At 45.2% G+C, this 19,993-nt stretch carries 22 protein-coding genes and 1 other RNA gene; 11 read left to right on the top strand and 12 right to left on the bottom strand.

Going from position 1 to position 19,993, the window contains the following annotated elements; translation table 11 throughout:
• Window positions 1-3: 3 nt before the first annotated feature.
• Genes K7R10_RS11215 through K7R10_RS11205 form a run of 3 tightly spaced genes read right to left on the bottom strand, consistent with a single transcriptional unit; the run spans window position 4 to window position 1,851 of the window.
• Window positions 4-432, bottom strand: coding sequence for a DUF4268 domain-containing protein (locus tag K7R10_RS11215; protein WP_224484804.1), 429 nt, complete (start codon window positions 430-432; stop codon window positions 4-6).
• Between the two features lies 1 nt (window position 433).
• On the bottom strand, window positions 434-1,123 hold the full coding sequence (locus K7R10_RS11210; RefSeq protein ID WP_224484803.1) for a ZIP family metal transporter: 690 nt from the start codon (window positions 1,121-1,123) through the stop codon (window positions 434-436).
• Window positions 1,120-1,851, bottom strand: a complete 732-nt coding sequence (locus K7R10_RS11205; protein WP_224484802.1) for a class I SAM-dependent methyltransferase — start codon at window positions 1,849-1,851, stop codon at window positions 1,120-1,122. The genes K7R10_RS11210 and K7R10_RS11205 overlap by 4 nt, the downstream gene beginning before the upstream one ends.
• 56 nt (window positions 1,852-1,907) lie before the next feature.
• Here K7R10_RS11205 and K7R10_RS11200 point away from each other — a divergent pair, with 56 nt between their 5' ends.
• Window positions 1,908-3,065, top strand: coding sequence for a THUMP domain-containing class I SAM-dependent RNA methyltransferase (locus K7R10_RS11200; protein ID WP_224484801.1), 1,158 nt, complete (start codon window positions 1,908-1,910; stop codon window positions 3,063-3,065).
• 2 nt (window positions 3,066-3,067) lie between these two features.
• Window positions 3,068-3,304, top strand: a complete 237-nt coding sequence (locus K7R10_RS11195; protein ID WP_224484800.1) for a hypothetical protein — start codon at window positions 3,068-3,070, stop codon at window positions 3,302-3,304.
• Here K7R10_RS11195 and K7R10_RS11190 read toward each other — a convergent pair.
• Genes K7R10_RS11190 through rlmD form a run of 3 tightly spaced genes read right to left on the bottom strand, consistent with a single transcriptional unit; the run spans window position 3,301 to window position 5,978 of the window.
• On the bottom strand, window positions 3,301-4,050 hold the full coding sequence (locus tag K7R10_RS11190) for a DUF6048 family protein (RefSeq protein ID WP_224484799.1): 750 nt from the start codon (window positions 4,048-4,050) through the stop codon (window positions 3,301-3,303). The two genes, K7R10_RS11195 and K7R10_RS11190, sit on opposite strands and share 4 nt — an antisense overlap.
• On the bottom strand, window positions 4,031-4,555 hold the full coding sequence (locus tag K7R10_RS11185) for a DUF6452 family protein (RefSeq protein WP_224484798.1): 525 nt from the start codon (window positions 4,553-4,555) through the stop codon (window positions 4,031-4,033). Before K7R10_RS11185 ends, K7R10_RS11190 begins: the two co-directional genes overlap by 20 nt.
• 10 nt (window positions 4,556-4,565) lie before the next feature.
• Window positions 4,566-5,978, bottom strand: a complete 1,413-nt coding sequence (gene rlmD / locus K7R10_RS11180; protein ID WP_224484797.1) for a 23S rRNA (uracil(1939)-C(5))-methyltransferase RlmD — start codon at window positions 5,976-5,978, stop codon at window positions 4,566-4,568.
• 305 nt (window positions 5,979-6,283) lie between these two features.
• On the opposite strand from rlmD, the gene rocD reads away from it, so the two are divergent.
• Window positions 6,284-7,564, top strand: a complete 1,281-nt coding sequence (gene rocD, locus K7R10_RS11175; protein WP_224484796.1) for an ornithine--oxo-acid transaminase — start codon at window positions 6,284-6,286, stop codon at window positions 7,562-7,564.
• A gap of 87 nt (window positions 7,565-7,651) precedes the next feature.
• Here the strand turns inward: rocD and K7R10_RS11170 are convergent, their stop codons facing one another.
• Window positions 7,652-7,999, bottom strand: a complete 348-nt coding sequence (locus K7R10_RS11170; RefSeq protein WP_224484795.1) for a CCC motif membrane protein — start codon at window positions 7,997-7,999, stop codon at window positions 7,652-7,654.
• A 2-nt stretch (window positions 8,000-8,001) separates the two neighbouring features.
• Window positions 8,002-8,304 (bottom strand): DUF2752 domain-containing protein, encoded by a 303-nt coding sequence (locus tag K7R10_RS11165; RefSeq protein WP_224484794.1) that lies wholly within the window; start codon window positions 8,302-8,304, stop codon window positions 8,002-8,004.
• A gap of 134 nt (window positions 8,305-8,438) precedes the next feature.
• Between K7R10_RS11165 and K7R10_RS11160 the strand changes: the two genes are divergently transcribed.
• Window positions 8,439-8,630, top strand: coding sequence for a hypothetical protein (locus K7R10_RS11160; RefSeq protein ID WP_224484793.1), 192 nt, complete (start codon window positions 8,439-8,441; stop codon window positions 8,628-8,630).
• Window positions 8,631-8,635: 5 nt separating this feature from the next.
• A complete protein-coding gene (locus K7R10_RS11155) occupies window positions 8,636-9,175 on the top strand; it encodes a DUF8465 domain-containing protein (protein ID WP_224484792.1) in 540 nt (179 codons plus the stop codon).
• Between the two features lie 6 nt (window positions 9,176-9,181).
• Here the strand turns inward: K7R10_RS11155 and K7R10_RS11150 are convergent, their stop codons facing one another.
• Entirely contained in the window at window positions 9,182-10,090 is a 909-nt protein-coding gene (locus K7R10_RS11150; RefSeq protein WP_224484791.1) for a hypothetical protein, read from the bottom strand.
• 91 nt (window positions 10,091-10,181) lie between these two features.
• Here K7R10_RS11150 and K7R10_RS11145 point away from each other — a divergent pair, with 91 nt between their 5' ends.
• Window positions 10,182-11,336, top strand: coding sequence for a cysteine desulfurase family protein (locus K7R10_RS11145; protein ID WP_224484790.1), 1,155 nt, complete (start codon window positions 10,182-10,184; stop codon window positions 11,334-11,336).
• Between the two features lie 8 nt (window positions 11,337-11,344).
• Here the strand turns inward: K7R10_RS11145 and K7R10_RS11140 are convergent, their stop codons facing one another.
• From K7R10_RS11140 to K7R10_RS11130, 3 genes are read right to left on the bottom strand one after another with little or no spacing between them, the layout of a single operon-like run.
• Window positions 11,345-11,995, bottom strand: a complete 651-nt coding sequence (locus tag K7R10_RS11140) for a hypothetical protein (protein ID WP_224484789.1) — start codon at window positions 11,993-11,995, stop codon at window positions 11,345-11,347.
• Window positions 11,995-14,460 carry a TonB-dependent receptor gene (locus K7R10_RS11135; protein WP_224484788.1) on the bottom strand — a complete coding sequence of 822 codons (2,466 nt, stop codon included), beginning with the start codon at window positions 14,458-14,460 and terminating at the stop codon, window positions 11,995-11,997. Before K7R10_RS11135 ends, K7R10_RS11140 begins: the two co-directional genes overlap by 1 nt.
• A 6-nt stretch (window positions 14,461-14,466) precedes the next feature.
• Window positions 14,467-16,158: a M23 family metallopeptidase gene (locus K7R10_RS11130; RefSeq protein ID WP_224484787.1), complete on the bottom strand. Its 1,692-nt coding sequence runs from the start codon at window positions 16,156-16,158 to the stop codon at window positions 14,467-14,469.
• 174 nt (window positions 16,159-16,332) lie between these two features.
• Between K7R10_RS11130 and K7R10_RS11125 the strand changes: the two genes are divergently transcribed.
• The 5 genes from K7R10_RS11125 (at window position 16,333) to K7R10_RS11105 (ending at window position 19,992) form a co-directional block, all read left to right on the top strand.
• Window positions 16,333-16,623 carry a coiled-coil domain-containing protein gene (locus tag K7R10_RS11125; protein WP_224484786.1) on the top strand — a complete coding sequence of 97 codons (291 nt, stop codon included), beginning with the start codon at window positions 16,333-16,335 and terminating at the stop codon, window positions 16,621-16,623.
• A 13-nt stretch (window positions 16,624-16,636) separates the two neighbouring features.
• Window positions 16,637-16,927, top strand: a complete 291-nt coding sequence (locus K7R10_RS11120) for a cell division protein ZapA (protein WP_224484785.1) — start codon at window positions 16,637-16,639, stop codon at window positions 16,925-16,927.
• Window positions 16,928-16,982: 55 nt separating this feature from the next.
• A non-coding RNA gene (ssrS, locus tag K7R10_RS11115) (6S RNA) lies at window positions 16,983-17,099 on the top strand.
• A gap of 50 nt (window positions 17,100-17,149) precedes the next feature.
• The gene (gene rny / locus K7R10_RS11110; RefSeq protein ID WP_224484784.1) at window positions 17,150-18,715 is read left to right on the top strand and encodes a ribonuclease Y; all 1,566 of its coding nucleotides are present in this window, start codon (window positions 17,150-17,152) and stop codon (window positions 18,713-18,715) included.
• Between the two features lie 161 nt (window positions 18,716-18,876).
• Window positions 18,877-19,992 carry a Kelch repeat-containing protein gene (locus K7R10_RS11105; RefSeq protein WP_224484783.1) on the top strand — a complete coding sequence of 372 codons (1,116 nt, stop codon included), beginning with the start codon at window positions 18,877-18,879 and terminating at the stop codon, window positions 19,990-19,992.
• The last annotated feature ends 1 nt before the right edge of the window (window position 19,993 follow it).

Raw genomic sequence — 19,993 nt, 5'->3', positions numbered from 1 at the left:
ACTCTATTTTTTAAGGAACTCTTTAAAATCATCGAAAAATTCCTCAAACTTATTCATTGTTTCCACAAAAAAAACCATGGTCTCCTGCCAGGTGTTTTTATTGTGAATGCTAACGTTTTCTTTCAGGACGTATATCCTGGAGATCTCTTTCCCGTTCTCCAGAAAATAACTGTCGTCGTATACAGCTTCGGGCAGGTAGCTCTCCTTTAAAACGGCTTTCAAAGATTCCAGACGTTCCCAGTATTTGATTCGTTCTTCCAGGTCATTGCTTTCAACATCCAGAGCTACCAACGCCTTTTTGGTGTCGAAGTGAAACTTGAAGTTCAGGTCTCTGATGCCGGTGTTGTATAAGGTCCATTTTCTCGGAAAAGACTTTCCGAAGGCGGTCCAGAATTCCTGTCGCAGTCGTTTTGATTCTTCTTTACTGAACATATCAGATCATAAATGCGGTTATTATTCCCAGTACGATAACCATTAATTTACTGAAATTGAACTTATGCCCTTCAGAACTTTCAAAAAGGATAACGGTCGAAATATGAAGAAATATTCCCAGAACGAGGGCAGTGATAGCCCGATAGACATGCTCAGGCAGCTCGATCAGATGAGCCAGCAGGGTTCCCAGGGGAGTCATCAGGGAAAAAAGCATCATAAACAAAATGCTTTTTGTTCTGCTCATCTGTGACCTGATAAAGAAACCTGTGAGTATAATGGCTACGGGTACTTTATGAACGATGACTCCAAAAAGCACATCATGGTGCCCGTGCACAGGAAAACCTTCCAGGAATGAATGCAGCGACAGACTGATAAAGAGCAGCAGGGGAAAGGCCTTGTCTTCTGCGTGCAGATGTATGTGGCCGTGTTCGGCACCCTTTGAGAAAAATTCAAGGAAAATTTGCAGTAAGATTCCCAACATGACGAATATTCCGTAGGTCTTTCCCTGGCCGTCACTAAAAACAGCGGGCATCAGATTGAAAACCGTGATGGAAAGTAAAAAGGCGCCGCTAAAAGCAAGAAAAAGCTTGATTTTTTTCCTGTCTTCAGGCTGCAGCCACCAGCCAATCAACACCCCGGCTCCGACAGCAGCAACAGGTAACAGCAGGTCTGTTAAGAGAAAGCCACTCATCTGAAGATCATAATTAAGCGGTCACTGTCTTTCCTGTCGAATTCGTTCAACTGATAGTCTCCGAATGTCTGCAACAGGTTCATACCGGCAGTTTGAAAATATTGTTTGAAGTCTTCCAGCTCAAGAGCCCGCACCCTTTCAGTAAAATGATAGTCCTGTCCCTGGTGTTCGAAGCGTATTTCTTTATAGATGTATTTATCCTGAACGTATCTTTTCAGTCTGAAGGTAATCCCTCTGCGGGTTATTTCATTTTCAGGAATAAGATTGTTCAGCACCTTCTGTGTATTCATGAAATCGATAACGCCATACCCGTTGACGTTTAAGTTCTGCCTGATGGCCTTGATGGTTTTGAGATTGCTTTCTTCCTTTTCGAAGTACCCGAAGCTGGTAAAAAGATTAAAGACCGCATCATAGTTTTCGGTCATGGGTTCAGTCATGTCGTGTACCAGGAACCTGAGGTTTTCATTTTCTTTCTTCCGGGCATGCGTAATGGCATTTTCAGAAAGATCTATTCCGGTTACCCGGTATCCCATCTCATTGAGGTAGATACTGTGACGACCTCTTCCACAGGCCAGATCCAGAATATGTGCGCCTGGAGACAGGTTGAGATAGCCGGTAATATTATGCATGAATTCCTGTGCTTCCCGATGATTTCTGTCCTCATACAGGATAGGATAGAAGTCACTGTCGAACCAATGCAGGTACCAATTCTCGATCTGTTTGTCCATAAATTTATTTAGGCAGCTAAATTAACGTATTTTTGACTTTTCAGACGCTAACAGCTATGGCAAATAATTTTCAAATGCTGGCTAAGACCATGCATGGCTTTGAGGGAGTTCTCGCTGATGAACTCAGAAAGATGGGAGCCATCGATGTTAAAGAGGGCAAACGTAGTGTTCTTTTTAAAGGAGATGAAGGATTTATGTATAAGGCCAACCTGGGGCTGCGTACTGCTTTAAAGATTCTGAGACCGATCGCCTCTTTCAAGGTGAAAAATGAAGAAGGACTTTACCGACAGGTGAACAATATTTCCTGGGAAGATTATCTCGGTGTAAACGGTACACTGGCAGTAGATACGACGGTTTATTCAGATAATTTTACGCACTCAAAGTTTGTGGCCCTAAAGACTAAAGATGCCGTAGTTGACAGGTATAGGGATCTTTTTGGCAAACGACCTGATGTTGACGTAAAACATCCCGATCTCAGAATACATGTGCACATAAATCGTGATTATTGTACTATATCTCTTGATAGTTCCGGAAATTCATTACATCACCGGGGCTACCGGTCGGCCACGAATATCGCGCCGATCAATGAGGTAATGGCTGCCGGAATGTTGCTTTTGAGTGGTTGGGACGGAAAAAGCGATTTTATGGATCCCATGTGTGGAAGCGGAACCGTGCTTGTGGAGGCCGCCATGATCGCCTGTAACATCCCGCCCAATATCAATCGAAGAGAATTCGGCTTTGAGAAATGGAAGGATTATGATGCCGATCTTTTTGAGACCATTTTCGAAAGCCTGCTAAAAAAGAGCCGGGAATTCTCCTATAAGATTTTGGGTTACGATAAGGCACCCAGTGCAGTAAGTAAATGTCGTGAAAATATAAAGAATGCCAATCTTAGCGAGTTCATCACGGTGGAACAACGTGATTTTTTTGAAACCGAAAAGGAAACAAAAGGTCCTTTACATATGGTATTCAACCCTCCTTACGGAGAACGTCTTCGTCTTGAAGCTGAGGCGTTTTACAGTTCCATCGGCGATACCCTGAAGCAGGGTTATCCGGGAACCGAAGCCTGGTTCATCAGCTCAAATATGGAGGCGCTGAAACACGTCGGGTTACGTCCTTCCCGCAAGATCACCCTATACAACGGGAAATTGGAAAGCAAGTTCCTGAAGTACGAGATCTATGAGGGAAGTAAGAAAAATAAAAATAATCAATAGCTATGTGGACACCAAAGTTCAGAGCCCTGCTCTTCAACTTCCTTTCGTTTGTGGTGCTGTTTCTCTTTTTCAGATTTCTTCTGTTCTTTTTCTTTCCGGAGAAACTGCTTCCCGTTTTACTTGGAGCAGCCATTGTTGCAAGCCTGTTATCCCCCAAATTTGCAGCGGTTAAGCACCAGGGGAAAGAAACCGTGAAAATGAAATGGATCTTTCTTAAAGGAATAAGGGACCTTGGTTAAGATTGAGGGGTGTTCTCATCTTTCTTAGGAGGTTTATCTTTTTTAAAGATCGGAATAAGATAGCTTAGGGTGTAATTATATCCCACACCGAAACGGCTGTCGTCGGTAACCTTATTAAATCCTGGAATATACAGGTTGGGAAATTCAGAAGCTTCGGTTTGATTGACCAGATAATGAAGTCTCACACTGCCACCCAGGAAAAGATTGGTGAACAGCTCAACCTTTACTCCGACTACAACTTCTGCCCATTGTGCGCTCAGGCCGTCATATTCTCCCAGAAGCCTTGTGTTATCTGAAGTCCCGGTGTTTTCCTGCCAATACTGATTGGTGGTATAGATGGAATACTCATTCAGGGTCTGGCTAAAGGTGCTGATCCCGGCCCTCAGGCCTAAATTGATGATGTTCTGCATTCCATACCAGTTATCATACATGTTCCAGTCAGCTCCTATCTTAAGGTAGCTTCCTGATGTGGTGAAATCATACGTGTCTTCCAGGGTTGTTTTTTCTTCTGTTCCCAGTTCCCCGGCGATATACCATTTTTGTGAAATTCTGAAATCTGCCACCAGTTCCAGTCCCTGGTAATTCTCATCGAGGGTCGATCTGAGCGGTTTGCTCAGGTCAATTCCCACACGCAGGCCATACTTCTCTTTATAGTCAACGGGTAGCTGAATTGAATCACCGGTAATTTGGGCCGACAATATCATCGGCAGGCATATCAATAGGCTGTTAATGAAATATCTTAACATGTACGGTATCTTGGTTTGAGATCTGTTGTTGTTCTACCAGCAGGGCAGAGATCCAGCTGTCAGGGTCGTTCTGTCCCGGATTTTGTATAGCATCCAGACTGCTGTAATTCACAGCATAACCGCAACCACGTGAGACGAATACCTGGTTGGTTTGATACGTGAACTGAATGTTGTCGATATTCCCCGTTTCGGCTCCTGAAGAGTCTGAGGCAGATTCTCTGATGAAGAAGAACTCTGTACTTTGCTCATTGGTCTTTAAGGGGAGGTTGACCGTTCTCTGGTCTGTTCGGTCTGAAAAGGTGGGTACGGTGCTGTTCTGACCGGCTCCGACCACACGAAGTCTCGGAACAGCTTTGAGCTCATCCTGATTCTGAATATCGTAGAATCCCACTACCAGTAAAGGCGTGGTAGGTATATCAGGAGGGCAGATATCATCTCGTTCACAGGCAGATAATACCGCCAGGGCTATGGCTGAACAAAAAAAGAGGGTTAAAACTCTGTTCACAGTATTGTTTTTATGTTCTTTTTTCTAAAAGTACAACATTTTCCACATGGTGTGTTTGCGGAAACATGTCTACTGGCTGAACCCTGCTTACCCGGTAGATGTGATCCATCAGAGCCAGGTCACGCGCCTGGGTGGCGCTGTTACAACTTACATAGACCACTTTTTCAGGAGCTATATCGAGTATCTGGGCTACCACATCTTTATGCATGCCGTCTCTTGGAGGGTCTGTGATGATCACATCGGGCAATCCATGTTGCTTGATAAAAGCGGGGTTAAACACTTTCTTCATATCGCCTGCAAAGAATTGGCAATTGTCAATTCCGTTGAGTCTTGCATTTTCCTTGGCATCTTCTATGGCCTCGGGAACAGCTTCGACTCCGATGACCTTCCCGGCCTTTTTTGAAACGAACTGGGCGATGGTTCCCGTTCCTGTGTACAGGTCATAAACTGTTTCGTCACCTTTAAGTCCGGCAAAATCACGGGTAACCTTGTATAATTCATAGGCTTGCCTGGAATTTGTCTGGTAAAAGGATTTGGCATTGATCTTGAATTTCAGGCCTTCCATCTCCTCGAGAATATGATCTCTCCCCGCATAGCAGATAACCTCCTGATCGTAAATGGTATCGTTGGGTTTTTGATTTATCACATATAGTAAAGAGGTGATCTCTGGAAATTCATCCTTGAGAAAATCCAGGAGTAATCGTCTCTTTTCCTCGTCATCTTCAAAAAACTGTATAAGGACCATGATCTCACCGGTCGAACTGGTTCGTATCATCAGGGTTCTCAGCAGGCCATGTTGCTCACGTGTGTTGAAAAAGGAAAGATCGTGTTCCAGGGCAAAGTGCTTCACCGCCAATCTTATGGCGTTAGAAGGATCTTCCTGAAGATGGCAATGTTTGATGTCCAGGATCTTGTCCCACATGCCCGGGATATGAAATCCTAAAGCATTGCGATTGGAGATCTCCTTATCGCTTTCGATTTCATTTTCGGTAAGCCATCGGCTGTCTGAAAATGAAAATTCCATTTTGTTGCGATAGTAATAGATATCTTCAGACCCCAGGATAGGGCTTACTTCCGGCAGATCGACCTTACCGATTCGCATGAGATTGTTAACGACCTCTTTTTGCTTGAAATGCAACTGCGCGTCATAGGTCATGTTTTGCCATTTGCAACCTCCGCAAACGCCGAAATGCTCACATGGAGGATCGGTGCGATACTCAGATTCTTCCCGTACCTGAACAATTTTTCCTTCGAAATAGGCTTTACGTTTTTTAAAGGTTTGCACATCGATCACATCTCCCGGTACGGCAAATGGAACAAAGATCACTCTTCCGTCAGGGGCCTTGGCCACACCTTTTCCTTTCGCTCCGGCATCGATGACCTCTACCGCTTCGAAACGCTGTTTTCTGTTCTTTCTGGACATGCCGCAAAAATAATGTCTTTTTAGAGAATGCCGCATAAGACGACCTATTATTCCTCGCTTGCGATCATGTATAATTTCTATACTCTCAGTACCTTTTCACTGATCATATACGAAATCAAAAGGCGGCAAAGGAATGCTGTACGGTATGCAGGCATAAAGTCATAAGTTCTTGAGCTTCTGAAATTATCAGGATTAAGAGAGGGAAGAGTTCAAAATACCTCAAAAAATTAGTAACTTGCCGGCACTTCAAGGATGATTTCTCTCCACAAGCAGGAATTGTAAAGTATCACTTTTAAAATTCAAAAATGGCAACTTTGGAAAAATTATCATCAAAAGATGCAATCGCACTCGAAGAAAAGTATGGAGCTCACAATTATCACCCCCTTCCGGTAGTATTAAGCAAGGGAGAAGGTGTGTTTATGTGGGATGCCGAAGGGAAAAAATATTATGATTTTCTCTCTGCTTATTCTGCGGTGAACCAGGGGCACTGTCACCCCCGAATTGTAAATGCCATGAGCGAGCAAGCCAAAACGCTCACACTTACCTCAAGAGCTTTTTACAATGATATGCTTGGGAAATTTGAAAAATATGCGACCGAGTATTTTGGCTTTGACAAATTACTGCCTATGAATACCGGGGCAGAGGCTGTAGAGACAGCGATCAAGATCTGTCGTAAATGGGCTTATGAAAAGAAGGGTATTCCTGAAACCGAAGCCAAGATCGTGGTTTTCGAAAATAACTTCCACGGTCGTACCACTACGATTATTTCATTCTCTAACGACGAGAATGCCCGTAAGAACTTTGGTCCTTATACTCCCGGTTTTATCAAGGTGGCTTATAATGATCCCGCTGCTTTGGAAGAGGTGCTGAAAACCGAAAAAAATATCGCCGGGGTATTGATTGAGCCTATACAGGGTGAGGCCGGGGTGTTCCGTCCGGCTGAAGGTTATATCGCCAAGGTAAAAGAATTGTGTAATTCACACGGGGTTCTGTTTATTGCCGATGAGATTCAAACAGGTATTGCCCGAACCGGATCGCTCCTGGCAGTATGTGGTAATTGCAGTTGTGAAGGGCATTGCGAACGTCAGCAAACCTATCAGCGACCTGACATGCTTATTTTGGGGAAAGCCCTTAGCGGGGGTGCTTACCCGGTTAGCGCTGTTCTGGCAGATGATGCCGTGATGAATGTCATTAAGCCCGGACAGCACGGAAGTACTTTTGGTGGAAACCCGGTGGCAGCAGCGGTAGCCATGGAAGCACTCGAGGTGGTTCGCGACGAAAAGCTGGCTCAGAATGCAAGAAAGCTCGGTGAGCTTTTCAGAAGAAAACTGAACGATTATATCAGAAACAGTAATATTGTGACCCTCGTCAGAGGGAAAGGATTGCTCAATGCCATTGTGATCAATGACAGTGAAGACAGTTCTACTGCCTGGGATATTTGCATGGCTTTAAAAGAGAATGGTTTGCTGGCAAAGCCTACCCATGGAAATATCATTCGATTTGCGCCTCCCCTGGTAATGACCGAAGAGCAATTGCTTGATTGCGTTGATATTATTACCAAAACGCTCGAGAAGTTCGAATCGTAGGTAATTCAAGATCTCAAAATGAAAAAGCCATCTTCCATGAAGATGGCTTTTTATTTATGTTTAAATACGAAGCTTAAACTGTGAAGATTATTCGATCTCTATGCCGAGTTCTTCCATCATTCGCATCTGTTCTTCCATATAGGCATCCCAGCCTCCGTACGAAATAATCTGGAAAACCACGATAAGAATGGAGAGAACAGCCAGTGCAAGTCCGACGATAGCTACGATTCTCGCTGTTTTTAACTGGTTGTAGTTTGAGTATTGTTCCGGGTTCTCATTGTAGGTTTTCAGGTCTTTGTTGGCCAGGTAGAGTGCAATTCCTGAGAAAAGAACACCCCCTATTCCACTGGTGCAGCAACACGCCAGGAAGGAAATGATTCCCAGAACCAGGGAGGTGGTAACATTAGGTAATTTTCTTTGCTGAAGTTCTTCCATGATTAAAAGTTGATTAGTTTTAAAATGTAGTTTCCAATAATTACAATGCCGTTGACAACCAGTAAGATTACCAGGATACGGTTTCCTGAGCGTAAGCGGTAAAAGTGATTGATCACCAGAAAAGCGAAAAGCAATATAAGGGTGTAAATAGCGGGATACATATGGAAAGCCGCTGTAAATTCACCCCTGATCAACAGAGCAGCCGATCTTTGAAGCCCACACCCCATGCATTCCACCCCGAAGAATTTCTTATTCAGACAGGGTAGCATGAAGTCTTCCATGGTGATATCAGCAGTGTAAAACATGGGAACCGGTTGGTTTTACAGTAAACTTAACTAAAATCTTATTAATGAAGATACTACTCAAAACATTATTTTTGCAACTGAAAACACCGGTGGTAGCAAAAGCGCCACAGGTATAATTGTTAAAAATTTCATTCATGAAGGTCTTTTCATTTCTGTGTATCGTTCTTGGCGCGATACTCGTTTTCCTGTTTGATGACCAGGAGTCATATCATATGTATCTTAAAATTCTGGGCTTCATTCTTCTTATGTACGGACTTTTCCAATCGACCAGAATGTGGGTGAAAGATAATCCACGGGATGATGCCGATGATGTTTCTGAAAACTGATACTTATGGGCTTCAAACCGGGAACATATGTGTCTTTGATCGATGAGGCTATTTCAGGAAAGGTTGTCAGAATAGCTGACGGTCAATTGGAGATAGAAACTGAAGAGGGGTTTCTGATCAGGGTTTCTCCTGATGAGGTGATAGCTGAAGAGGGTTCCCTGGAGGTAACCAACATCGAGGCATTCAGAGCTTTTAAGGAAAAAAATAAGCACAGGCCCAAGCCCAAAAGATCTGTAAAACAGGATCGCAGTGCTCCCCCGATGGAGGTAGACCTGCATATCGATAAGCTTACCGAGTCAACCAGAGGTATGGAAAAGATCGATATGCTGAACCTGCAGATCGACACGGCAAAGCGCAAGCTTGAGTTCGCCATTGCCTCCAACATCAGAAGGGTTGTTTTTATTCATGGGGTAGGAGAAGGGGTGTTACGACAGGAGCTGGAATATCTTTTCGGCAGGTATGACAATGTGAGTTATTACGATGCCGATTACAGAAAATACGGGATGGGAGCTACCGAGGTGTATGTGCACCAGAATCCTAAATGATCATGATTAGATACCACTTTGGGTTACTTCACGGGTAACTGTTCCGAAGTCAAAGGAAGGGATGTCGTATTTGATCTCGTTCTCTCCGTTTTCCAACTGAAAACCATTGATGATAGTGATCGTACTCAGGTATATTTCAGTATACCTGTGACTTCGTCGAGATACATTGGTGTTAGCCGTTGTGAGTGAAGGGATCAGGTAATTGGGCTCTGTATTTCCCTGCTGAATATCGTTGGCAGGATTATTATCGCCGTTGAGGTCTTCCTGTATCGTAGGGATCCCGTCTCCGTCGTCATCAGGATCCAGGTAGTTGGGTATGCCATCTCCGTCGGTATCGGTATAGACGATTTCGCCGTCTACGATTTCGATCTCCTCTGAGGTGAGTACATTATCACCGTCGTCATCGAAATCAATGTAGTCAGGCAGCGCATCTCCGTCGGAATTTTGAGAAGCGGCGGCATCAATGCTGCCGTCTGCCGCTCTCACGATGCCTTCGAGTTCAGCAGGAAGGTTGTCGTTATCATCTTCTTCCAAACTTGTGCTGATCTGAACCGTTCCCCCGGTGGCGAACCATTCTTCATTTACCACAGGAGTAGTGGGAGGTATATCCCTGCAGAAATACAATGCAGAAACATTGTCGTTAAATATGCGGTATATGATCCTGTTTGAATTGTTGTTGACGGGAAATGATCTGGCGCTTCCATCGGCGGGAATGCTGCTGAATATATCCTGACTCTGACCATCGAGTTCGATCATCAGGGCTTCGGTTCCCCCTCCGCCGATCTTGAATATCAAGAGGTTTCCGCAAGGGTTTTGTACCGGCACATCATCGAAATTCAGACTTTCGACTGAGAAATCGCCATCGTCACAGCCAAGTAAAGCAAACAATAGCAGGAAGGAGCAGAATTTCTTCATAATAGGATCACTTCAATCCCAGCAAAAGTAAGATTTAGTGCCTTAACAGGAAATTTATTGCGGTTATTTTTATTTCGAGTAAATTTGACGCATGCAGAAAATTTATTTAGACAGTGCGGCTACCACCAGGTTAAGACCTGAAGTGGTACAGGTTATGAGCGAAGTTTTGGAAACTAATTTCGGTAACCCCAGTTCGACTCATGCTTTCGGACGTGAGGCCAAGTCGCGTATCGAAAGTGCCCGGAAGGCGATTGCCAAACTGCTGCATGCTTCCCCTGCAGAGATCATATTCACTTCAGGAGGTACAGAAGCCGATAATATGGTTTTACGCGCCGCAGTGAGGGACATGGGGGTAGAGCGTATCATCACTGCCGTGACTGAACACCATGCCGTACTTCATACCGTAGAACAGTTAGAGAGGGAATACGGTACAGAGATCGCCTATGTGGCACTTGATGAATGCGGAAACCCTTTGCCTGAAGACCTCGAAGGTCTGCTTCTGCGTTCTGGTAAAAAGACGCTTGTTTCTTTGATGCATATCAACAATGAGATTGGAAACATGATCGATGTGTCTCGTATCGGGGCCATATGTCACGAAAACAAGGCGCTCTTTCATACCGATGCTGTACAGTCGGTAGGGCATTGGGAATGGAATCTTAAAGATACACCTGTCGATTTTCTGGCGGCTGCAGCCCATAAGTTTCACGGGCCCAAGGGTGTGGGCTTTGCTTTCATCAGGAAGGAGCATCAGCTGAAACCCCTTATTTTCGGCGGTGAACAGGAGAGAGGGTTCAGAGCCGGTACAGAGGCCCTGCATAATATTCTGGGAATGGAAAAGGCGCTGGTTTTGGCGTATGAGAACCTGGATGAAGAGAGAGACTACATAAAAGAATTAAAGCGCTATTTTATCGAGCAGCTCGGTAGCCGGATTCCCGGCACACGGTTTAACGGGTATTGCGGAGATATGGAGCGCAGCACCTATAACCTGGTCAATGCCTGCCTGCCTGTTTCTTCAGATAAGGCTGATCTTTTATTGTTTCAGCTTGACCTTAAAGGTATCGCCTGTTCCCGTGGAAGCGCCTGCCAGAGCGGAAGTTCTCAGGGCTCTCACGTGCTGAATGCCATTCTGTCTGATGAAGACCTTAATAAGCCGTCACTGCGTTTTTCCTTTTCAAAATACAACACTAAAGAAGAGATCGATTATGTGATCGGGGTGCTGTCTGATTACGTGAACGATAACGCCTGAACGCCTTCTTATTCGTTTCCTTTGTGATACGGGAATTTACGGGTGGATTTTCGCATCATGGCTTCGATAATAGACTGGGTGTTCTTGCCTGCCTTTCGGTTAATGGTTTTCTCAAATTTCCAAAGCAGTTTTCCGGTAGCTCCGTCGCTGAGCTTTATGGCAATACGGCCATAGTCTGATTTGCCGGTAAGAAAGGAGATAAAGTCGAAATCGGTAGATACTCCCTGAGAAATCAGGGCATTCAGGGTAAGATCACCTGATATAATAGCGTCTACTCCCAGAAATTCACTCAACTCCTGAGCCGTGTAGATTCCCAGGTTTTTCAGATCGATACCGTTTTGTTCCAAAAGGGCATTGGTCTGATCGACATTCTGAAATTCGATTCGGTAATCTCTTCTTTTATCCCTTTTCAGAAAATAATTCTCCAGGGCATTCTGAACCTCATATCCTTCACGGTTTTCCAGGGCATCGAGATCGTTGTCGCTCAGAGCCTCTGAATTTTCAAGTTCCAGCCGTGCCTCAAAGGGCAAAATGGCGATTCGCTTGTGATCTGCACTGAGGCTTTCAAATGATTCACTTTGATAAACGGTTCTTTGGGAAAAAACAGACCATGTTGACCATACCCCTAAAATAAGGGTGATAAGAAGTGTTCGTTTCATTAAAATCTTGCGCTCATTTTTAAATTAAAGACTCTTTCGGTCATATAATTAGGGATGGCGTATTGTCTTTTGGTGTATACATCCCTGACCCAGGTGTTGGTAATGGCGTTTCGGATGTCAAAAATATTGAAAATATCGAACCCGACCGATAATTCGTCGAATTTATGCAGCCAGTGTCCCGGAGGTCGCGGTTGCATATTGTCTGTAAACACGTAAGAAATGCCCAGGTCCACCCGCTTGTAGTCCGGCAAACGGAACTGGAAATCGTAGGGGTCGGCATAGCTGGGAGAGCCACCGGGTAAACCGGTATTGTATACTCCGTTAAGGTAGAGTTTCAGACTGGGAATACTGGGAACATAATCCTGTAACAGTACAGCAAATTTCAGGCGCTGATCAGTGGGGCGGGAGATATAGCCCCGGTCATCGATATTCTCTTCGGTTTTCAGGTAACCGAAACTTACCCAGGAGGAGGTAGTCGGAATGAGCTCTCCATACAGCCTGCTTTCAAAGCCGTAAGCATATCCTTCAGCGTTGTTTCTGGCGCGGTATCTTATACGTACATTTTCAAGCGTGTATGGATTCAAATCATCCAGGCCTTTGTAAAACATTTCAGAAATGAGCTTAAAAGGTCTGTCCCAGAGCTTGAAACCATACTCATGACCGGCTATGAGGTGCCAGGATTTCTGAGCCTTTACCCCCGGCCGCGCAATACCTGATGAGTCGCGTAATTCCCGGTACAGAGGAGGCTGCTGGTACAGGCCGCCGGCAAGACGAAAGAGCATATCCCGCTCCCAGTTTGGTTTGAGAGCTACCTGTGCCCGCGGACTAAAAATGAAATGTCGCTCAGAACCATTCGCATCGGTTGAAACGTTCCACCATTGGCTTCGAACGCCTGCATTGGTCCATAACTGATTCTCGTTCCAGCTGTAGCTGCGGCTCCACTGAGCAAAAGCAGATAGTCGATTGGTGGTAACCTTGTTCCGGGTCTGAATATTCTGAAAAGGTTCGATGGGGGCGGTATAAGGGCTGTATGGCTGATCATTCACAAAGGCCGGTTCCGGAGGTCTGATGGAAAATCCGGCAGAGTCGATCACCTCATACTCTTCAAGCCGGTCTCTGATATCTTCGTGCGTGAATTTTACTCCCCAGGACCAGACCTGCTCGCCATCTTTTAAATTGCCGAGATGTTCCAGGTTGATGATCATGGCATCAAGGAGGTTTCTTGCGTGATTCAGTTGTGCGCCTATGCCTTCTGAGAAAGAAACATTGCCGAAGTTCTCATTCCCTATGTCGGTATTTACTTCTCCAAGCCTGTACTGCGCCAGGATATCAAAGAATTCCTGTTCGGTGGCGTGGTAAACAGAACTGATGAATTTAAGGTTGAGGTCGTCATTCACGAACCAGGTGCCTTTTAATGCACCGGTGGCAGTCTCATAGCGGTCTTCTTCCTCACCTCTGTAAAAGACCTGCAGAGCTATAGGGTCCTGAAGGGTGCCGAAGTTTGTCTGACGACTCAGCGGCTGAAAATTATAATCGTTCAGGGAGTAGTGCCCCAGCAGGTTCAGGTGAAACTTTGAAGTGAGTTTGTACGTTACAAAGCTTTGAGCGTCGATAAACCTTGGTCTGAAATTGGCCTCTGTCTGTCTGCTGTTCACCAGCAGGCTGTTATCTCTGTACCTGATACCGCTCACCGTTAATAAACGGCGGCTTTTGTTTGCAGTTTCCATAAAGGCTGATGCCCCGAGGAAGGAAGCCTGTACTCCCGCACTAAAACTTACCGGTTCGGAATAAGTGACATCGAGTACAGATGATAATTTGTCACCATATCGAGCCTGAAATCCACCGGCAGAAAACCTGACATTGCTTATCAGGTCGGTATTGATGAAGCTGAGCCCTTCCTGTTGCCCGGTACGAACAAGGAACGGGCGATAGACCTCTATGTCATTCACATAGACCAGGTTCTCATCATAATTCCCGCCACGCACCGCATATTGGGTGCTTAGTTCATTATTAGAATTGACGCCCGGAAGTGTTTTAAGCAGATTTTCAACCCCCGCGTTGGCTCCCGGAATCTTTCTGATGGTCTCGGGAGAGAGGGCCGTTATTCCCCTGACATTCAGTTGGCGGTCGGAGGTAAGTACGATCTCGCCGATCTGTTCGATTTCTTCAGAAAGAACAGGGTTGAACTCGACGGTTTCATTGACCGATGGTTGCAGGGTCAGAGTTACCGTTCGAAAGGAAATATGGGAAAAAGTGACGGTAGATTTTTTTGCTGCGGGCAGCCGTAGCAGGTAAAATCCGTTCTGATCAGATCGGGTGCCTGAATTTCCTGTGCTGATCGCGACATCTTCTATGGGGTCGTTGTTCTTGTCAAGAATCACGCCTTTCAGGGTGGCCGACTGGGAACTGGCTTTTTGAAATACCAGCAGAATAAGGATTCCTGAAAGCAATAAAAGAGACCTCAAACAGTGTTATTTTAAGTAGAATGTCGAATTAAAGATAGTACTATTCCCGACATTATCGGTCACTTCAACTTTCAGTTCGCATTTCTTTTCTTCGGTCTTGAGATCATCGAAGTTGAAAGTGATCGACTGATCTTTATATTCGTATTCCATCAATACCCATTCACCATTGATCCATGCATTGTAGGTGTTGATTCCGCTCAGATCATCTTCAATGCGCAATTTCAGGTACCTGAAATTAGAAAGATACTGCTCATCCCTGAAATTCATGGGTCTTACCGACGGGGACACGGTGTCTTTGGCAAGTGTGAAAGTGCCCTGTGCTTTTGTTCTGGTCGTATATATCTTCTCTTTTCGGTAGGTGCGGTTGTATGAAAGCCTGCCGTGATTATCGACGCCGGCGATAAAGTATTTGTCAGGATCATCACCGGGAATATCATTTGCGGTAATGCTCAGGGTATAGGAGTTTTTAATCGGAACACTGCTGTCATGAATGGTGTACTGATCTCCGTTCTGTTTCAGATCTAAAAATGTGTCGAAGTAGAGACTGTTTGAAGGAAAATAGACCCGTGCATCACCGATATCAAAAATGTTGTCCCGGTCTGCCTTCACGAAATAGGGAGTTCTGACCTGTTCTTCCTTATGCGCGATGTCGGCGTTTCGCCCTTCCACCGGGATAATAATGGTCGAGACATTGTCATGAAAATCGGCCACTCGGAGGCTTACCATATAGGTCAGGCCATTCTCTATATCGATCTTTCCGTCGTTGATATTTTCTTTGTAGATACTCAGTTTATTCCAGGGTTCCAGGAAACATTTCTGAATTCGCTCGTTACGAAAGGCGTATTTGCGGTAGTCGATAAGGGTATTTATATAAGAGGTCTCTGCAAATGAAAAAGTGGTAAAATTATATGAGAACCTCGGTTTTCCGTTTACCGCCAGGGAGATGCTGTAGGCGCCATTCTTATTATAGGCCAGGTCCTGTCGGTCGTAGGTGTCGATCCCGAACCCTATGGTGCCTGATGCATAGATCTTTTCCGCATAAAGGGTGTCGTTTTTTCTGCTGCCCAGTCGCAATTCCATCGAGCCGTTCCGACCCTGTACCTGGCTGCTGTCATCAAGGGTGTAGGCGTGTACTCCACGAACTCTGGGTGATTCGGTGTCTTCAACCTCGTAGCCGAAGAATAATGGATTGATGGGTTTTTGTTCCCGGTCTCTGATCTCAAAATGCAGATGCGGACCGGCACTGCTTCCCGTGTTTCCGCTATAAGCGATTACCTCACCTTCCTGAACACGGAGATCTGAAGGGTTGAGATAGATATCGGTTTCGTAAGACTTCTTGTCATACTGATCTTTCTTAATCAGGGCTTCTATTTCCGGTGAAAATTTCTTGAGGTGGGCATATACCGAAGTGTAGCCATTGGGGTGTTGAATGTATAAGGCTTTTCCAAACCCGTAATGCTGTACTTTGATGCGGGATATATAGCCCTCACCGATAGCTACGACTTTTAATCCTTCCCTTTGTTGTGTTTTGATATCAATACCTGAGTGAAAATGATTTGAGCGCAGTTCTCCAAAGGTTCCCGCCAGTACGATGGGTACCTCAAGAGGTGGTGAGAAGTAATCAGTGGGATAGGCGAGTTGCGCGCGTGCAACCCCGCCAAAAATCAGTAAAACAAAACAACATAGTAAATATCGCATAGGCCTTTTCATAGTAGGTGCTAAAATAAATATTTGATTTCTAAACATAAAGCCGATTAAAGTTAAAACGAAGGGATTTTTCTTTTCGTCTGCCAGAAATAATTTTAGAAGATTACCTTGCGAAGAACCTGCACGTATGTTAACTTTGTGAGCAATGTATTGAAATTAGCCGCGATGAGTAAAATGGTCGAACTTGTCGATTCACTCGAAGTAAAAGTGAGTAAACTTCTCCATCGCCTGAAAGTCCTGGAGCGAACTAACAGGAGACTGGAGCAGGAAGTGGCAGATGCGAACCAAAAGATTTCAGGTCTCGAGAAGACCGCTCAGGAATGGGAAGAGAAGTACCATTCGCTTAAAATGGCTAATTCAATGCTTGGCAGTAATGAAAATAAAACAGAAGCTAAGCTTAAAATAAATACTTTGATTCGGGAAATAGACCTGTGCATTGCACAGCTTTCCGAATAACGTTCTAAACTATATGACCAAACTGAAGATCAAGCTTTCCATAGCAGACCGGGTCTACCCGCTGAATATCGCCCCGGAACAGGAGGAAGGGTTGCGAAAAGCTGCGAAGAAGATCAATGGGATGATAAAAGGCTTTGAACAAAGTTATGCTGTGCGGGACAAACAGGATGTGCTGGCTATGTGTGCACTGCAGTTTGCCGCCCAGATCGAACAGGGGAGTTTAGACAAGCTTAATACAGATGAAGCTTTGCAGCAGCGGTTGACAGAGATCAACGAAATGCTGCAGGAGCATCTGAACACATAGAAGTTCTTTTAAATAGATATAATGTTACTGCCTACATTGGTTAATTTTTTGACAAACTCAACAAGTATTATTTAAAAAAGGTGAGTTCGGGCTGTAAAAGCATGCCGTTTCCCTAACAGGAACGACGGATCCTTGATCAGTTCGGTAGCCTTAAACCTGTCTTAAGGAGTTTGATACAAAACTTCACAACCGATGTAGGCTTTTTTTTTAAATAAACCAAAGATGGATGCACTAACAATAGGAATAATTGCAGTCGTGATCGGAGCGGTCATTGGCTTTGTGATTGCCAAGTCCCTTGAAAAAGGAAAGGGATCAAAACTTATTGCCGCCGCCCGAAAGGAAGCTGATGCGATCGTTAAGGAGGCAAAAAGTGAGGCAGAGGGAATTAAGAAAGATAAAATACTACAGGCGAAGGAGAAGTTTCTCGAACTCAAGGCAGAGCATGAGAAGGTGATCATAGCCAAAGACAAAAAGATCGCTGATGCTGAGAAAAGAACCCGTGATAAAGAGTCACAGGTTTCTTCAGAATTGTCGAAAAACAAAAAGCTTAACGCCGAAATTGAAGCTAAGATCAAAGACTACGATCACAGGCTGAATCTGCTGGAAAAGAAACAAAATGAGGTAGACAGATTGCATAAAAGCCAGGTGGAGCAACTGGAGGTGATCTCCGGACTTTCGGCCGAAGATGCGAAGGCTCAGCTGGTCGAATCGCTTAAAGGCGATGCGAAGAGCGATGCGATGACCTTCATTCAGAATACCATGGAAGAGGCCAAGCTTACCGCTCAGCAGGAAGCTAAAAAGGTGATCATCAATACCATTCAACGTATCGGTACTGAAGAAGCTATAGATAACTGCGTTTCGGTTTTCAACCTGGAGTCTGATGATGTTAAAGGTCGTATAATTGGAAGGGAAGGAAGAAATATTCGTGCTCTTGAAGCCGCTACAGGCGTAGAGATCATCGTTGATGATACCCCTGAGGCCATTATTCTTTCATGTTTTGATTCTGTGCGCCGTGAAGTCGCACGTCTTTCACTTCACAGACTGGTGACAGACGGAAGAATTCACCCTGCACGTATCGAAGAAGTCGTTAAGAAGACCACCAAGAAGATCGAAGAAGAGATCATTGAGGTAGGTAAGAGAACCGTTATCGATCTTGGTATTCACGGATTGCATCCGGAATTGATCAAAGCGGTAGGTAGAATGAAATACCGTTCCTCTTATGGTCAGAACCTTTTACAACACTCACGTGAGGTTGCCAAATTGTGCAGCCTGATGGCTGCTGAGCTCGGCCTGAACGCCAAGCTCGCCAAAAGAGCCGGCTTACTGCACGATATCGGGAAAGTTCCTGAAACCGAGACAGAAATACCTCACGCCATATTAGGGATGCAATGGGCAGAGAAATATGGTGAAAAACCGGAGGTTTGCAATGCAATCGGGGCGCACCATGATGAGATCGAGATGACTTCGTTGTTGTCTCCTGTGGTTCAGGTGTGTGATGCCATTAGCGGTGCGAGACCGGGGGCAAGACGACAGGTGCTCGATTCATATATTCAGCGTCTTAAAGACCTGGAGGAGATCGCCTTTGGATTTGGAGGTGTCAAGAATGCTTATGCGATACAGGCCGGCCGTGAACTTCGGGTGATCGTCGAAAGCGAAAAGGTCAATGATGACAGAGCTTCTCAGCTCTCATTTGAGATCTCTCAAAAGATACAGACAGATATGACCTACCCGGGACAGGTAAAAGTTACCGTTATCAGGGAAACAAGAGCGGTCAATATCGCCAAATAATAAGATTTCACAATTCTTACGTTTAAAAAGCCGGGTCTTCCCGGCTTTTTCTTTAACGATATGCTAACGCTGTAACAGGCATATTTTACGTATCTTTTTAATCTCTTGATTCCTGTTACCCCGGGATATTTAATACCTGCTGCTGATTAATAGCGACATCTATGAATACTACAGCAGTCGGGTTTTCCTTGAGAGCCTGTTTCCTTCTTACGTGTTTACTTGTGATTTCATGCAGTTCTGAAGATAATTTTTCCCAGGAGCAGCAACCACCCGTCTTACAGGAAGAGTCTCCTCCTGTGGAAGAAGATGAAGATCCACCTGAAAACAACGATCAGACTACAGATGAAACCAGCGACAACAGCAATGCTCCCATAAGCAGTGACTGTGAATGGAGAGAGCACAGCTCTTCACAAATGGAGCGGCTGGAATCTCAGACCGCCCTTATCGGTAGTCGCCTTTACACCTTTTCCGGTTTCACCCATGACCTTAAAATTACCGCTGAAACCGAGATCTATGATATAGCCACCGACAGCTGGAGCCTCGGGGCTCCCATGCCATTGCCTGTCACTCACATGGGGGCAGCCATAGCCTATGGTAAGGTGTGGATCGTCGGGGGTTTTGAGGGAGACCATCCCGGGAAGGCCACAGCAATGGTTCAGATTTATGATCCTGTGACCGATTCCTGGGAGGAAGGGCCGCCCCTGCCTGGTGCACGGGCCAGCGGGGCTTTGGTTTATAATGAAGGTTTGTTGCATTATTTCGGGGGGTTGGAACCTGACAGAAGAACTGATAAGAATGAACACCTGGTTATCGATCCTTCTGCGATCGATATGAACTGGCAGCAGCGTTCCGTACTTCCTGAAGGGCGTAACCATCTCAGCGCTGCCAGTATCGATGGATTGGTCTATGCCATTGGCGGGCAATTCGGTCATGATGGCGGTAAGGATGATCTGAACTATCTACACAGGTATGATCCGGTTACCGATACATGGGAGCGACTGGCAGACCTTCCAACCGACCGGTCGCATTTTGAACCGGGCACCCTTGTTTACAGAGACCAGGTCCTGATAGTCGGAGGAAGGAACCAAAATGTGTTTTACAGTGAGGTGCTGGTGTATAATCCTGAATCTGATGAATGGTCGATGCTTTGTGATCTGCCTGATAACCTGCTGGCCCCTGCAGCCGTGGTTTATGATGACAGGTTGATAGTGGCCAATGGTGGAATAGACGGAACCTGTTGTCCGATAAGTACGGTGCGATCGGTTAACCTGGAATAAT

This window comes from Robertkochia aurantiaca (assembly GCF_020166495.1).
Taxonomy (GTDB): Bacteria; Bacteroidota; Bacteroidia; order Flavobacteriales; family Flavobacteriaceae; genus Robertkochia; species Robertkochia aurantiaca.
The sequence above is the reverse complement of the archived record's forward strand: the minus strand, read 5'-3'. Positions and strand labels throughout refer to the sequence as shown.

What these genes read in the sequence shown, in the direction of transcription:
- K7R10_RS11125 (WP_224484786.1), top strand. Translation starts at nt 16,333, where the DNA reads ATGAGTAAAATGGTCGAACTTGTCGATTCACTCGAAGTAAAAGTGAGT.
- K7R10_RS11155 (WP_224484792.1), top strand. Translation starts at nt 8,636, where the DNA reads ATGGGCTTCAAACCGGGAACATATGTGTCTTTGATCGATGAGGCTATT.
- K7R10_RS11210 (WP_224484803.1), bottom strand. Translation starts at nt 1,123, where the DNA reads ATGAGTGGCTTTCTCTTAACAGACCTGCTGTTACCTGTTGCTGCTGTC.
- K7R10_RS11130 (WP_224484787.1), bottom strand. Translation starts at nt 16,158, where the DNA reads ATGCGATATTTACTATGTTGTTTTGTTTTACTGATTTTTGGCGGGGTT.
- K7R10_RS11190 (WP_224484799.1), bottom strand. Translation starts at nt 4,050, where the DNA reads ATGTTAAGATATTTCATTAACAGCCTATTGATATGCCTGCCGATGATA.
- K7R10_RS11195 (WP_224484800.1), top strand. Translation starts at nt 3,068, where the DNA reads ATGTGGACACCAAAGTTCAGAGCCCTGCTCTTCAACTTCCTTTCGTTT.
- rny (WP_224484784.1), top strand. Translation starts at nt 17,150, where the DNA reads ATGGATGCACTAACAATAGGAATAATTGCAGTCGTGATCGGAGCGGTC.
- K7R10_RS11165 (WP_224484794.1), bottom strand. Translation starts at nt 8,304, where the DNA reads ATGTTTTACACTGCTGATATCACCATGGAAGACTTCATGCTACCCTGT.
- K7R10_RS11205 (WP_224484802.1), bottom strand. Translation starts at nt 1,851, where the DNA reads ATGGACAAACAGATCGAGAATTGGTACCTGCATTGGTTCGACAGTGAC.
- K7R10_RS11170 (WP_224484795.1), bottom strand. Translation starts at nt 7,999, where the DNA reads ATGGAAGAACTTCAGCAAAGAAAATTACCTAATGTTACCACCTCCCTG.
- rocD (WP_224484796.1), top strand. Translation starts at nt 6,284, where the DNA reads ATGGCAACTTTGGAAAAATTATCATCAAAAGATGCAATCGCACTCGAA.
- K7R10_RS11120 (WP_224484785.1), top strand. Translation starts at nt 16,637, where the DNA reads ATGACCAAACTGAAGATCAAGCTTTCCATAGCAGACCGGGTCTACCCG.
- K7R10_RS11105 (WP_224484783.1), top strand. Translation starts at nt 18,877, where the DNA reads ATGAATACTACAGCAGTCGGGTTTTCCTTGAGAGCCTGTTTCCTTCTT.
- K7R10_RS11145 (WP_224484790.1), top strand. Translation starts at nt 10,182, where the DNA reads ATGCAGAAAATTTATTTAGACAGTGCGGCTACCACCAGGTTAAGACCT.
- rlmD (WP_224484797.1), bottom strand. Translation starts at nt 5,978, where the DNA reads ATGTCCAGAAAGAACAGAAAACAGCGTTTCGAAGCGGTAGAGGTCATC.
- K7R10_RS11215 (WP_224484804.1), bottom strand. Translation starts at nt 432, where the DNA reads ATGTTCAGTAAAGAAGAATCAAAACGACTGCGACAGGAATTCTGGACC.
- K7R10_RS11140 (WP_224484789.1), bottom strand. Translation starts at nt 11,995, where the DNA reads ATGAAACGAACACTTCTTATCACCCTTATTTTAGGGGTATGGTCAACA.
- K7R10_RS11150 (WP_224484791.1), bottom strand. Translation starts at nt 10,090, where the DNA reads ATGAAGAAATTCTGCTCCTTCCTGCTATTGTTTGCTTTACTTGGCTGT.
- K7R10_RS11200 (WP_224484801.1), top strand. Translation starts at nt 1,908, where the DNA reads ATGGCAAATAATTTTCAAATGCTGGCTAAGACCATGCATGGCTTTGAG.
- K7R10_RS11160 (WP_224484793.1), top strand. Translation starts at nt 8,439, where the DNA reads ATGAAGGTCTTTTCATTTCTGTGTATCGTTCTTGGCGCGATACTCGTT.